A 14,022-nucleotide genomic window follows, 5' to 3' on the forward strand; every position below is an offset into this window, starting at 1 on the left:
CTTGGTGGATACGCTACTACGTAATCACCAACTCTATATGCCACCGAAGGAGGCTAAAGAGACTGAATAAATAATTTTTATTCAATGCGCATATCCTTCTCAACCTAAAATTTTTAGGATTTTAGGCTAGTCTTATTTGAGTGCGTCTAAAAACAAGAAACATAGTGATAAATCAAATTAATTTATCCTTGACTTAATACCATTACGCTTTATTTATCGAGTTGATTATATTCTTCATCAGAAACCGGTTCACACCATTCACTTTCGCCTTTTGTGATAGCAATGTGTGAAAACCAACTGTCCTTGGTTGCTCCATGCCAGTGCTTTATCCCTTCATGAATTGCAACCACATCACCAGGTTTAAGCAACTGGGCCGTTTTGCCTTCTTCCTGATACCAACCTTCACCAGCCGTGACCAGCAAAATTTGAAAACCATTATGGTGAATGTGCCAATTATTTCGACAACCGGGTTCAAAGTTAACGTTTGAAACCCCAACATCAATGTTGTCATCCTTGGATACTAATGAATTTAAGTAACTGTTTCCAATAAAAACATCTGCGTACTGAGTATTTAATTTTCCAAAGCCGAATAAGTTATTTTTGACTTCATTTTCATTCTTTCCCATTGCGAATCCCTCCTTCATTTTTAATTGTACTGGTTATCAATTATGATTTAAAATACTTATATCAAATCAATTACAATGTCTAAAATGAATGGATGATTTTTATGGAAACACGTATTTTGAAGTATTTTTTAACCGTTGCCAAAATGCAAAATATTACCCGGGCCGCTCAAGAATTACATATTACCCAACCAACATTAAGCCGCCAGTTAAAGCAGCTTGAAGATGAATTGGGAACTCAATTATTGATTCGTGGAAAACGCGAAATCACGTTGACTGCCGAAGGAAAAATGCTCGAGCATCGTGCGCAGGATATTTTGACCCTCATCAACCAGACCACCAGTGAAATCCAAAGTTTTAATCACCATGAACTTAGCGGCACGATTAATCTGGGATACGTCGAAAGCAACGTTTCCTTCCTTGTTGACGATTTAATTGCCGAGTTTCAAGCCAAATATCCATTGGTGAAATTCCAAACTTACAGTGCGATTGGGGATGACATTAAGGATAAAATCGATACGGGAATTTTAGATCTCGGATTTGTGATCACTCCCATCGAAACCGCGAAATATAATTACCTCAGTCTCCCGATTTATGAACGTTACGGCGTTTTTGTTAATCAGACACATCCGCTTGCACATCAATCAACCATCACTGCCGATGACCTAAGAGACTATCCAATCATTTATCCTTGGCGGAACATTCTGCAAAACGAATTAAATGCAGTTGTTGGGCTCGATCCCCAAAAGCTGAATATTAAAATTACAGCGAATTTATCTCCTAATAGTTTGCCGTTAATCCATCAACACGATTACTGTATGTTGGGAATTGATAGTATTAATCGGTTTAACCCATATCCAGATATTGTTTTCGTTCCATTTGAAAACTATTTACAAACCAGCCACCGTTTGATTTGGCGGAAAAATCATCATTACTCTAACTTAGTAATGACCTTTATTGAGTTCGTTAAACAACATGTTTCACGTGAAACCCAGGCTAGTTATTAATCTCCTGCGCTGCAGCATGAACCTTTTGAATGCTGTTGATTACTAACGGGAAACCAATATATGGCAACATATTAATGATCATCCAGATAATCAGCGATTCACTGTTACCAGCCTTAAGACAGCCTTTAGCGTGCGCTTTAATTTGAAAGTCAACGTTCAGTGTAATTAACGCCATCAATTCATATAATTCGCGTTCGACCACCGTTAATGTTTCATGCTGATAAAAGTCACCAAAAAAGTGGCTTGTTAAATGGTCAGCGACAAAATCACCTGCTCCATCGGGAAGATCAGCAAGTAAGTTTCGAATTTCAGTCCCATAAATCTGAGCTTGAACTTCTTTACCAAATTGCGGATTATCTTGACGTTGCATTTGACGATTTGCAGGGATTACTTGATGCGCAACGGTCAACGCCGCCTGGACTTTACCAACCCCAACTACTGGTTCGAGTTGATAAATAACTTCCAAAATTTTTTCACTGTTTATTTCCTGATCAATGGCCACTTGAACATGCGACTTGATTTGTTCTGGAATTCCTTGAACGGTGAATGCAATAATTGGAAGCATCGCTTTTTGTTCTTTTGAAATCGGCGTTTGGTCAAAGTCTTTCAAATAGTTATTCAAAATTGCATTGAATTGTTGATCCATTTTCATTTCTATCCCCTATCCTTTCTTAATTAGGCTATGTTAAACTATATTGTGTTTATTTACACTGTGTAATTTAAATCACAATTTCACAATAATTTACACAGTGTAAATTGTCAATTAAAATATAGGAGAAGATCTTACAATGACATTTCAACGTGCACGCAACGACGAACAACGGCAAATTCGAATTAACCAAATCACAACGGCAATGATTGAACTGATGGAAGACTTGCCATTCGATAAAATCACAATGAAAAAATTAGGCGAAAAACTATCTTTTACTCGTAACAATTTATACCAGTACGTGAAATCCAAAAATGAAGTGATCCTGCTGATCATTCAACAGGATTTTGTTGAGTGGGCCAATACCCTTCACGATAATCTTCAGCCACTTAAGACCCCAACCCTGAGTGCCTTTTGCAAGGTCTGGGTTCAAGCTGCCGTTAAGTACCCGCGGATTCTTCACTGGTTCCCTTTGCTTGGAGAGTTAATTGAAAAGGACGTTACGCTTGAAAAGTTAATTCCATTTAAAAAAAGTTATTTTAAAATTTTAGAAGCAGTAAAAAAAGACATTATCAAAGTCCTTCCCAAACTGGATTCTGCACAAGCTGAACGGCTCGTATACTTTCATTTAAGAGTGCTTCCCCATCTTTTCCACCTTTACAATGAATCAAGCGTTCAAAAGGAAGCAATTAAACAAGCCGGCTATCCGGGACCACAAGGAAGCTTTGAGGAACAAGCTGAAATTGAAATTCAAATTTATGTAAATGGACTTTATAATACTGAAATTAGTTAGAAAAAAGCGCGGAGATGAAAAATTCCATCTTCGCGCTTTCTTATTAATTATTAATTCTATTTCATTAATACAACATGCAAACCGGCAGCTAAAATTCCACCAACGATTGGACCTACCATTGGAACCCAAGCATATTTCCAATTAGCGGTTCCCTTATTTGGAACTGGCAAGATCGTATATGCCAACCGTGGACCCCAGTCACGCGCCGGGTTAACCGCAAAGCCGGTCGTGCCACCAAGCGCCATCCCAATTGCGGTAATGATCAAACCAACGATCAATGGCTTTAATCCTTGAGTAAAGTTGCCTAAATCAAGCAACGTAAAAATGAAAATGAATGAAGCGATCAATTCGCTAAAGAAATTAAAGACTGGACTGTCAATTGCGGGAGCCGTTGCAAAAATTCCAACTGAATTGCCATCTGCTTCATCTTTTGAAGCCTTAAAGTGTGGGTAGTATTGAATTAAAACAAGTGCTGCTCCGACAAATGCTCCCAAAAATTCACCAATTAAATATGGCAACACTTGACTCCATGGGAACAAGCCGCAAATTGCAGTTCCTAACGTAATGGCCGGATTAATAAAGCCTTTTGAACCTAACGTTCCGGCAACGTAAACCCCAAACGTGATTCCAAGACCCCAGCCAAGGGATACAAAAAGCCAATTTTGACCCCGACTGAAGGTCCCCTTTAAGTTGATTCCAGCACCGACGCCGCAACCAATGGCGGTCAAGATCATCGTGCCGAAAAATTCACCGATAAATCCATGCATAATCTCCTATGCCTCCCAATTTAATTTTGAAAATCAATTCTCAATTTCAAGAACTGAAATTAATTTTCACAACATAAAAGATTATAGCTTTTTGTTTCAGAAAATTCGATCAATCACCCTTTTCTTAAACAACTTTAAGAAATTTAATCAGGTATGATAAAATAAAAATAATCAAATCATAGTAAATGGGGAATAATAATGAGTTTTACAATTTATTTAACCCGTCATGGGCAAACAATTTTGAATAAATATCGCCGCTTTCAGGGATGGTGTGACGCACCCTTAACTGATCAGGGAATTGAAGATGCCAAGAAAGCTGGTCAACGGCTTAAAGACGTTCAGTTTGACTTTGCTTACAGTAGTGATTCACCCCGCGCAATCCAAACCCGCGACATGATCATCGCTGAAAATCAATTTAAAGCGCCTGAAACGCACGAATTACCAAACTTCCGGGAACAATCCTTTGGCTACTTTGAAGGCGCTGATTCCGGCCATATTTGGACAATGGTGGGCCTTCCGCACGGGTGTAAAACGTATTATGAGATCTTAGATAAACTGGGAGCCGCTGCGACCCGCGATCTTCTTCACGAAGCTGACCCATGGGGCGACGCCGAAGATGACCAAACTTACTGGAACCGAATCGCAGCTGGTTTCGAATACCTTAAAGAACATCACGGGAACGGTGAAACATTGCTTCTTGTAAGCCACAGCTTGACGATTCGGACAATTGTTGACCACTTCGCGCCGGAATACAATGCAACCGTCAACGGTCCTAAAAACGGATCAGTAACCAAACTGGTTGTTGATGACCACGGCAAAATTTCAGTTGAATATTACAATCATTACTAAAATAAGCACGCAAATTGCGTGCTTATTCTTTTACCACCGAACCGAAATTCGTTGATTTTCATGTTTATCGTTTTTAATTTCATCAACCAATGCCCGCGCGTAATCGGCATAACTGATTTCGCTCTTGCCATTTTTATCAAACGATAAATTATCACCCGTTACAATTACATAATGTCCTTGAGATTCATCGGTCGGTTTAAAGTTAACCGCCGGACTAACATACGTCCACCTTAAATCCTTGCTTATCCGTAAATTATCAAAAGCAACACTCATCGCCTTTGCTACTGGCCGTGCCTTTTCAGGGAAATTCTTCGTATCTACTAATTGCATGTTCATTTCTGGATCAGCAATCAAACTGCCTGCCCCACCAACTACAATCAACCGAATATCTGTTTTTTGCAAAATCGAAATTAAATGTTGCATTGATGAAACGTGAAGACCAACCGCATCTGCATCCCAAGTTCCAAAAGCATCAACGATCACATCAAAATCCTTTACATCGTCAGTTGTTAAATCAAACAAATCTTTTAACAATACATTTTGAGCTGCGGTTTGATTTTCATGCCGAACAATTGCGGTCACGTCAAATCCTTCTTCAACGCACCGTTTAACGATTCGCCGGCCAGCCCGTCCATTGGCGGCGATAACTCCAACCTTCATTTTAAGTCCCTCTTTTCATTCATCTCTATATCAACCATTTTAACTGATATCTTCAAATTATGAAAAGATAAATTATTCAAACATTAATTTTAAAGTCTTGCCAATTCCATCATGATTGTGATCAGCAACCGTGATCTGATCCGCATATTCCTTGATCTCATCACGAGCATTCCGCATTGCCACTGCCGTCCCGGCAACCTTAAACATTGACAGGTCATTTTCTTCATCACCAAAAACGATCACGTCTTTCAAATCGACGTTTAACCGCTGAGCAAGATGATGAACCGCATTCCCTTTACTTGAATCTTGCGGTAAAAACTCAAGAAAAATCGGACCGCTTCTTACAATCTGAAATTCGTCAAAATACTTTGCCGGAATTTGTTTTGCAACCGTGGTAATCCTATCCGGTTCATCAGTCCATAGACATTTCTGAATATTCTCCCCTTCTAAAAAATCGTAATTATCAGTTTCAAACGGTACCAATTGACTGTCGCGAATATCCTCCAATGCTTGGGCATTCATTTGCGAACTGACTGCATATGATTTCTGGGATGCGGCAACTAAAGTATCGCCGACCCTTAGTTGCTTCGCCAACTGATCAGCTTCAATGGCTTGATCAGCTGACAAATAATGGGCATCAATTGATTTCATCGTTGCTAAGTCAAAGACGTTGCCCCCGTTAAAAGTAATTGCATATTCATCCGGCATGGCCCACAATCCAAGCGTCATTAAGTAATCCTTTAAGCCATTGATCGAGCGTCCGGAACATAAAACAACTCGATGTCCTTGAGCAATCAACTTTTTTAATTCATGTTTGGTTTCCGGCATGATCTCCTTTTGGTCATTTACCAACGTTCCGTCAATATCCGTTACGATCAGCTTCTTTTTCATAACCATCCTTCTCTTTTGAAATCGTTTACAATTAATTTAACATTAATGGATTTCAATCTCAAGATTCAAAAAAGAGGTCGTGACTCACGTCACAACCTCTTAGTAGAAACATAGTCAATTAATTAACTTCATTTGCAATTGCTTGTTCAACTGCACTCTTTTCGGCTTCAACCAAATCAACTTTTCCTTTGATCAAGTTGACATCCATTTCAATTTCACGTCTCAATCCTGGAGTGTCCAATTTTGGTTCGTAGAATGCTTTGAATTCATCATACCGTTGCTTTGTGTAGAAGGTATTAGCTGTCACGGTTACGTAAGTATGGAATTCCATGTCGCCACCCAATGTGTCGATCAACCAATCCCAATTATCACGCATCCAATCCCATGTAGCTTGTTGAGCTTCGCTGTTACCAAGCAATCCAACATACCATTCACGCAAATCTTGCGGCTTAATTGTGTCAGCATCCTTGAAGCATTCAAGAATTTCTTGAATTGCAGCTTTATCAGATGTTGCAGTCAATGCAGTGCTTAAGTCGCGTTGATAAATTCCATCGCTTGTCTGCCGGTATTCGTTCAATAATGTCTTGATCAAGTCTTCGTTACCGTAATTTGCAACTTCACTCATCATGACATATGGCCGAACGCTTGCTGGAATCGTTGCAATGTGATCTTTGTGAGCTTCAAACATTGCGTGGGCATCCTTGATGGCCTTTTCGTTCTTTGCATACAAAGCAGCCTTCACGATTGTTGGCCGGCCTAATACGGCATCGTTATCGTCATCATCTTTTGATTCGATTCCAAGAGCAGCGTACTTGGCAGCACTTAATTCATTAAATAATGTCCGTAAGTTCTTTTCGTCTTCTGAACCTGGTTTAACAAATTTCTTCAAGTCATCAGCAATTTCAAACAATGCGTCATTTACAATGTATGACTTGTTCTTTGTAAAGTGGCTCATCAATGGAACAAGGGCTGAGTATGAAATTTCGCGACCCTTAGCCAACAAGTGCATATCTTGCAATAATTCGCGTTGACTGATTGCATCCAATTCATCAATGTGATCCAAAATGTCGTTTAACAATGTTTCATCGTACTTAACGATAAAGTGTGAGTTGTTGCCGACATTCAAAACAAATGGCTTATTGCCGTTCTTTTGCTTCAATTCAGCATAGTTTCCAAGATCAAGGGTTTGATCCTTCATTAATTCTGGAACAGTTTCATAGTTGCTGTTCAACGGAATTTGCCATTGCCGACCTTCATCCTTGCCTTCGCCAATGAAAAATTGTTTTTGTGATAATTGAAGGTTGCCATCAACGATCTTTGCCGTTACAACTGGATAACCTGGTTGGTTCAACCATGACTTCATTACTGCACTGACGTCCATTCCAGAAGCATCGCCAAGGGCTTTCCATAAGTCGTCCCCAACCGCATTACCGTATTTATGAGCATCAAAGTAATTCTTCAAGCCCTTCCGCAATGCGTCATCGCCGATCATTGAACGAACCATAACTAACATCCGTGAACCCTTAGCGTACACGATCGCACCATCAAAGATTGCGTCAATGTCAGCGGGATCTTCAACTTCAACGTGAACAGGTTGAACGCCGTCAATTGCATCCCGGTTTAATGCCATTGGAACTTCCTTTTCTTGGAAGACTTCCCACATGTGCCATTCAGGATGAATTGCATCGCTTGAAACATATTCCATCATGTTAGCGAAACTTTCATTCAACCATAAATCATCCCACCACTTCATTGTGACTAAATCACCGAACCATTGGTGAGCTAATTCGTGGGTAATATCCGTTGCATTGTGTTGCTTAACACTTAATGAAGCATTCTTCGGATCCAATGTTAAGAAAGCTTCCCGGTATGTGATCAGGCCCCAGTTTTCCATGGCACCGGCTGAAAAGTCCGGTAATCCCAATTGCCATGAATGCGGAAGCGGATATGGTGTTTCATAGTACTTTTCATAAAATTCAAGGGCATTCTTGGTGATGTCCAATGCAAAGTCAAGTTCGTCTTCCTTGTGAGCTGGTGAAGCGTAGACCCCGATCTTGATTCCATCATCGGTCTTGGTGTGTTTGCTTACCATTTCACCAAATGCAAAGGCGATCAAGTATGATGACATCCGCTTCGTCGTTTCAAAGTAGTGAACCCCGTCCTTGCATTCCTTTTCAGGCATGTTGGCTAAAATTGTTTCACCTGGTTTTTCATCATATTTGATTGCCAGGTCCCAAGTTGCCTTTGCTTCCGGCTCATCAATACATGGAAATGCTTGCCGGGCAGCTGTACTTTCAAATTGAGTTCCGACAATTTGTTTCTTTTCACCATTAACTTCGTAGTATGACGGATAAATTCCCATCATTGTGTCCGTTAATTGAGCATCAAATTCAATTTTAACCGTTGTTTCGCCGGTTTGACCACAGTTAACGGCAACGGTTTCTGCCTGATCATCAACGTTAAAATCAACGTCTTCGTTATTTACCTTAACGGCTGTAATATTCAAAAACTTCTCATTAAATTTGATATTTGGCTTAACCGCTTCGCCTTCCATGGTTACTTTCCCATTGAAAGTCTTTGTTTCACGGTTAATGTCTAAATAAACATCATAATGAGTTGGTTTGAATAGGTCGTATAAATGTTCTTTTTTGGTCATTTAATCACCCCATCATATTTAAGTTGAACATTTTACCAACTACTTTGAGTATATGCCACATCAAAATATTTTTAAAGAAAATATTGTAGGCTTCAATTCCTAATTTGCAAGCAATCAGGTCCCTTTTATTCTTTGATTTAAAAAACATCCTAAAAATCATCTTCTAATTCTTAAAAAAAGACTAAACTATTTCGGAATTTAACTTTTTTGGATTATGTTATATTATATTGTGTATAAGAGAATTATGAGGGAGACAAAAAGGCAGTAAGTTTTATTTCAAAAATAGAACTTTTTACAAAGCAAAGAACAATGAAAAAGAATAAATTATTATATGGAATTCGTCAGATATTCCTTGGAATCGCCTTTATCATTGGACTTGTTTTGCTTTTTAATAAACCAATCACCAATTACCTGATTGAAAATTATCATCCGGTCATCTTCGGTGATGAGGTTCGAACTGAAAAGAAAACGAAAGCACCATATGATTGGGCGAGCGTTAAACCGTTAAATCTTTTTGCCGTTGCGAAAGCACGGGCATACCACCCACAAATCAAAGTCGTTGGTGGAATTTATAATCAAAAACTTGGGTTAAACGTTCCGATTGTTAATGGGGTCGATCAAACAATCTATTCGTTATGTGCTGGTACCCTTGAACCAAATGAAAAAATGGGTCAAAGCAACTATTCAATTGCTGCGCACAACGTATCATCAAGTAAAGATGCGTTATTTGCCCCAATCTATCAAAAGGCAAAAGTCGGTGATACATTGGACATCACGAATTTCCATAAGGTATACACCTACAAGATTTATGCCAAGGCACCTGTTTCACAGCATAACAACACAATTCTTGAAGATTCAAGTCAACCAAACTTGACCCTTGTTACGTGTGGGAACGCTAACCAAAATTCAAAACAACGGTTTGTTTACCAAGCAAAATTAACAAAAACAAGTAATTACAACGATGTTCCTGCCTCAACCAAGGCATTTTTAAATGAGAAATACACCCTTAAATCATCAAGATGGAATATGATTTATCTGCACATGTTGGGAACAGGAAAACATCAGAAATAATCATTTAAGCGGGCAGTATGCCCGCTTTCGTTTTTTTTTACGAGATGTAAAAATAATTTTATATAAAATTACAGCCATAAGGGGGATTTTTCTTTATGATTGGAGGATTTGAGCTTTATTATCCAGTCATCATGTCTTTTGTTTGGATAATCGGCGCAATTTTCTTTAACTATTGTGAACGAACATTTACGAAATTAAGATCTAAAAAGCAGAATAACGGACCTTCCGTTGAAGTTTTCATGTCGTGTTATAACGAAGAAGCCGTTCTCGAACGTTCGATCGACTCCCTCGAACAAATCACCTATCAAAACTACCGTGTGGTTTTGATCGATGATAAAAGTTCTGATAACACCCTTCAAATTATGCAAAAACTTGCGCAAAAGTACCCAAATATTGAGATTAAAGCCCAAAAGAAAAACATGGGCAAGGCTGCTGCCTTAAATCGTGCCTTAAGCGAAAGTAAAGCGGATTATATTTTGTGCGTTGACGCAGACACAATTTTTAAAAAAGATTCATTAAGTTATCTTGTTGCTGTCCTTTCTGCTGATCAACGAATTGCGGCGGTTACTGGACGTCCAATTGTCAAAAACGTTTCAACGTTAATGGGTAAACTTCAATTTCTCGAATACATTTTAAACATTGACATGATCAAACGCTCACAGTCGTTTTTCCTTGGCCATATCATGACAGTTTCCGGAGTGTTGACCCTTTTCCGGCGTTCAGCCCTGGAAGACGTCGGCGGCTGGAGCACGGAAGCAATGACCGAAGACATTGACGTTACATGGAGGTTATATGATAAAGGTTACTATTGTACCTATCAACCGCGGGCACTATGCCAAATTTACGTTCCCGAAACCGTTCGCGGATTTGTTAAACAACGTGTCCGGTGGGGCCGCGGCGGCCTTGAAGTCTTACGGGACCACTTCAAGATGATTCCAAACCTTTCATGGGGCCAGCGTTTCTTAGCCCTCGATATGTGCTTTAGTTATGCATGGGTTTTCCTCGTTTCATTTGCAATTTTCAAAATCTTCTTTGAATTTATTTTCGTTAAGAACTTACGAATCAATCTTGGAATTTTAGTAGCCTATTACGGCGTGACTCTGCTATTTTATGGTTTTTCTAAATTATTTAATTGGAAAAACACTTATATTAAGTACAAGAATTACTGGCTTTACTTACCATTTTTCTTCTATGCTTATTGGTTAAACAACATTGTCGTTGTCTTTTCCGCATTCTATCACTTATTTGATTCTGTAAAATTTGCTGCATGGGGAGCGTCTGATCGGGGGAAGATCAAATGATGGCCAAACTCAAAAAAATATTTGAATTTTTATATTATATCATTGGAAATATTATCCAAATATTCATTGTCGTTGTATTCGTTGATTTTCTTTGCCATCGGTTTAAGGAATGGATGATTGATTTTTACGTTGCAACAAATTGCAATTACCGAACCATCGACTCAATGTTTGTTATTTTACTTGTTTCAGCAATTTTAATCATCGCTTTTGGAATTGCACGTTATATTTGGTTTAGATTTCGTTATTTAAAAAGGAATAAACAATTGAAAAGAAAGAGTAAGATCAATGAAAAAAATTAAGAACTTTTTTCAACGAAGCTGGCATTGGATTTTTATTGTTTTATGTTTAATTGTTATTGCTATTTCTGGATGTACAGAATATAAAGATTATCTTCAGCAACAGCATGTTGATCGAGAAGTCAGCAGTGGTAAACTTTCGAACCAGCAATTGCATGAAAATGGAATTTTAGTTTTGTGCTATCACCGGGTTGTAAATAATCGGCTGTTTGCAGATCATTTTGCTCTTGCCTTATCAAATAATGACCAGTTGCATGAATACAGCATGCCTGTCAATAAATTGAAATATCAAATTGAATATTTAAAAAAACATCATGTCAGAATTATTCCGGTAGCGACTGCTGTTGAATTAATCAAACAAAATCGTCCTTTGAAGCATAAATACGTCGTTTTAACCTTTGATGACGTTGACGAGACGCTTTCAACAAATGCCTGTCCTGTGCTTAAAAAACTTGGAAACATTCCATACACTGTTTTTATCGTTACCAGCAACACTGGAAGATATGATAACGGGACCCGTTTTGCAACATGGCACCAGCTTCGAAACGTCTTGCATAGTTCAAATGCAACCATTGGCGTTCACACTAATAATATGCACTATCTCGTAAAAAATAAACCAGTTTTAAAGTATGCTCGAAATTACAATCGGTTTAAGAAAGATTACCAAAAATCTGAAAAAATCATCAAAAAGCATATTGGTCATAAAACACCCTACTTTGCCTATCCATATGGGGAAGGAACGCAACGGGAGCAAAAATATCTCGTTGATCATGGCATGACCACCTTTTCACTCGATAATGGAATCGTAACGCCGGGTTATGATTTAAATCAGCCGCTTCCACGAACAATGGTTGATGACCATTCATGGAATGATGTAATAAAGAAATGGGTGGATACAAGTGCAACTAATTAAAAAGAAGTTTCATTTGCTTATCAAAACCATTAATTGAATCATCAATATCGGAATCATCACCATCATCAGTACTTGTTTTTACCGTCTAAATCAAATTACTGGGTATGCTGGTGATGATTTTCTTTATCATTTTATTTATCATGGTGAATGGCCAACCAAACATATTAGTGCAATTCACAACGTTTTTGAGTGGATTCAATCAGTTATTAACCAAACTCAAATGTGGAACGGACGGTTTATTGCTCAGGGATTAGTTCAGCTTTTTATGCAGTTTCCAAAAGAAATTTTCAACATTGCTAATCCAATTGCATTCATTGCAGTTGGATTACTGATCAATTTGCTTGTTCGGCGGAAAATTCGTGAAGTTAATCCGATTTATCTATTATTAACGTATTGTACAATGTTTTATTTTCTTCCCGACTTTGAACGAGCCGTTTTATGGCTTTCCGGAAGTTTCAATTATCTTTGGATGCCATTGATTTATCTTGGATACTTTTGATTTTTACGTTGGCAGTAATTCCGCGAAAACATTCCGGAATCTTCACCTTTTTTATCATTATTCTTGCCTTCCTGACTGGAGCAACAAATGAAAATATCGGTCCTATATTTATAATATTAACGTACTTCTACTATGCATCTTCATCTAATTCTGAATTTCGACAATGTACTTATCCATCAACCTTTAGTTGCATTGCCGGATTTATTATCTTAATTACCCACAATACTGGTGAAGCGGCCTCAGAAAAAGGACGTGCATTTCAAATTAGATTAATTATTGAACAATTAGTCCAGTATGATGGGATTTTATTGACAATTGCACTTAGTTTAATTCTCATTTTGTCGATTCAAAATCATTTTCGCCGAATTGACTTAAATAACGACATCCTGATTGCTGAATTATTAACCGCTAGCGCCCTTGCAAGTGTTGGTGCGTTGATCTTATCCCCGCAGATTCCGCCGCGAACCTATTTCGGAAGTGTAATTCTGTTAATTACTGCTTGCCTGGTTGGATTAAACCGCCTTGTTCAACTAACTAAAATCACGTGGATCATTCCAATTGGATGTGCATGCGCCATTAGCGGCGTTGCTTTTCAACGGTATGTTGATGTTTACCCGCCACTTGTATCAAACTATGAACGGTTCTATACGGCCGAACAAGCCGCTTTAAATGCTCAAAAATATCATCGAAATGATATTTACGTTCCTGGGCCTGCAATTACAGTGCATATCATGAAACGGCATATCTTGAAGCTGGAAACGAAACTGATATGCTTTGGGAAAATACATGGATGGCGAAATACTATGGCTTAAGACACGTTTATTTGGATAATCAAACGCCAATCAAACCAATTCCTGCAAGTCTAAAAGAATATCCATGGATTATCAGAAAAATTCAAACTTTAATTCATTAGATAAAAAGGAAACCGAATTATCTTTTTTCAGCTTCCTTTTTTATAAAACAAAAAAACCACGTGCTTTCACACGTGGTTCTCTTAACGTTTCATATAATAGATCAGAGAGTCAATGAATAAGTAGATAACTGTTA

Annotated in this window: 15 protein-coding genes; 9 read left to right on the plus strand and 6 right to left on the minus strand. The window is 38.3% G+C overall.

The window, feature by feature from the left end:
* Positions 1–209: 209 nt before the first annotated feature.
* Positions 210–626, minus strand: a complete 417-nt coding sequence (locus A3O17_RS02530) for a cupin domain-containing protein (protein WP_064212558.1) — start codon at positions 624–626, stop codon at positions 210–212.
* Positions 627–727: 101 nt separating this feature from the next.
* On the opposite strand from A3O17_RS02530, the gene A3O17_RS02535 reads away from it, so the two are divergent.
* Entirely contained in the window at positions 728–1,630 is a 903-nt protein-coding gene (locus tag A3O17_RS02535; RefSeq protein ID WP_064212557.1) for a LysR family transcriptional regulator, read from the plus strand.
* On the opposite strand, the gene A3O17_RS02540 is transcribed toward A3O17_RS02535, so the two are convergent.
* Positions 1,620–2,282: a carboxymuconolactone decarboxylase family protein gene (locus A3O17_RS02540; RefSeq protein ID WP_064212556.1), complete on the minus strand. Its 663-nt coding sequence runs from the start codon at positions 2,280–2,282 to the stop codon at positions 1,620–1,622. The genes A3O17_RS02535 and A3O17_RS02540 overlap by 11 nt on opposite strands.
* 136 nt (positions 2,283–2,418) lie before the next feature.
* On the opposite strand from A3O17_RS02540, the gene A3O17_RS02545 reads away from it, so the two are divergent.
* On the plus strand, positions 2,419–3,072 hold the full coding sequence (locus A3O17_RS02545) for a TetR/AcrR family transcriptional regulator (protein ID WP_064212555.1): 654 nt from the start codon (positions 2,419–2,421) through the stop codon (positions 3,070–3,072).
* Positions 3,073–3,128: 56 nt separating this feature from the next.
* Here the strand turns inward: A3O17_RS02545 and A3O17_RS02550 are convergent, their stop codons facing one another.
* Positions 3,129–3,839, minus strand: a complete 711-nt coding sequence (locus A3O17_RS02550) for an MIP/aquaporin family protein (protein WP_064212554.1) — start codon at positions 3,837–3,839, stop codon at positions 3,129–3,131.
* Positions 3,840–4,037: 198 nt separating this feature from the next.
* On the opposite strand from A3O17_RS02550, the gene A3O17_RS02555 reads away from it, so the two are divergent.
* Positions 4,038–4,688, plus strand: a complete 651-nt coding sequence (locus A3O17_RS02555) for a histidine phosphatase family protein (RefSeq protein WP_064212553.1) — start codon at positions 4,038–4,040, stop codon at positions 4,686–4,688.
* Between the two features lie 30 nt (positions 4,689–4,718).
* Here the strand turns inward: A3O17_RS02555 and A3O17_RS02560 are convergent, their stop codons facing one another.
* From A3O17_RS02560 to A3O17_RS02570, 3 genes are all read right to left on the minus strand, one after another.
* Complete coding sequence (locus tag A3O17_RS02560) at positions 4,719–5,348, minus strand: NAD(P)-dependent oxidoreductase (RefSeq protein ID WP_064207548.1); 630 nt, start codon at positions 5,346–5,348, stop codon at positions 4,719–4,721.
* Between the two features lie 72 nt (positions 5,349–5,420).
* Positions 5,421–6,239, minus strand: a complete 819-nt coding sequence (locus tag A3O17_RS02565) for a Cof-type HAD-IIB family hydrolase (protein WP_064212552.1) — start codon at positions 6,237–6,239, stop codon at positions 5,421–5,423.
* Positions 6,240–6,357: 118 nt separating this feature from the next.
* Positions 6,358–8,895 carry a M1 family metallopeptidase gene (locus A3O17_RS02570; protein WP_064212551.1) on the minus strand — a complete coding sequence of 846 codons (2,538 nt, stop codon included), beginning with the start codon at positions 8,893–8,895 and terminating at the stop codon, positions 6,358–6,360.
* A gap of 309 nt (positions 8,896–9,204) precedes the next feature.
* On the opposite strand from A3O17_RS02570, the gene A3O17_RS02575 reads away from it, so the two are divergent.
* From A3O17_RS02575 to A3O17_RS02600, 6 genes are all read left to right on the plus strand, one after another.
* Positions 9,205–9,966 (plus strand): class A sortase, encoded by a 762-nt coding sequence (locus A3O17_RS02575; protein ID WP_064207545.1) that lies wholly within the window; start codon positions 9,205–9,207, stop codon positions 9,964–9,966.
* Between the two features lie 95 nt (positions 9,967–10,061).
* Complete coding sequence (locus A3O17_RS02580; RefSeq protein WP_064207544.1) at positions 10,062–11,267, plus strand: glycosyltransferase family 2 protein; 1,206 nt, start codon at positions 10,062–10,064, stop codon at positions 11,265–11,267.
* Positions 11,267–11,566 (plus strand): hypothetical protein, encoded by a 300-nt coding sequence (locus A3O17_RS02585; RefSeq protein ID WP_064212550.1) that lies wholly within the window; start codon positions 11,267–11,269, stop codon positions 11,564–11,566. Before A3O17_RS02580 ends, A3O17_RS02585 begins: the two co-directional genes overlap by 1 nt.
* Positions 11,553–12,476 carry a polysaccharide deacetylase family protein gene (locus tag A3O17_RS02590; protein ID WP_064212549.1) on the plus strand — a complete coding sequence of 308 codons (924 nt, stop codon included), beginning with the start codon at positions 11,553–11,555 and terminating at the stop codon, positions 12,474–12,476. The genes A3O17_RS02585 and A3O17_RS02590 overlap by 14 nt, the downstream gene beginning before the upstream one ends.
* A 94-nt stretch (positions 12,477–12,570) precedes the next feature.
* Positions 12,571–12,975, plus strand: a complete 405-nt coding sequence (locus A3O17_RS07975) for a DUF6056 family protein (protein WP_263850123.1) — start codon at positions 12,571–12,573, stop codon at positions 12,973–12,975.
* Complete coding sequence (locus A3O17_RS02600; protein WP_155729648.1) at positions 12,915–13,787, plus strand: DUF6056 family protein; 873 nt, start codon at positions 12,915–12,917, stop codon at positions 13,785–13,787. The genes A3O17_RS07975 and A3O17_RS02600 overlap by 61 nt, the downstream gene beginning before the upstream one ends.
* Positions 13,788–14,022: the final 235 nt, after the last annotated feature.

The sequence above is a fragment of the Ligilactobacillus aviarius genome, from assembly GCF_001654615.1.
Classification (GTDB): Bacteria; Bacillota; Bacilli; order Lactobacillales; family Lactobacillaceae; genus Ligilactobacillus; species Ligilactobacillus aviarius_B.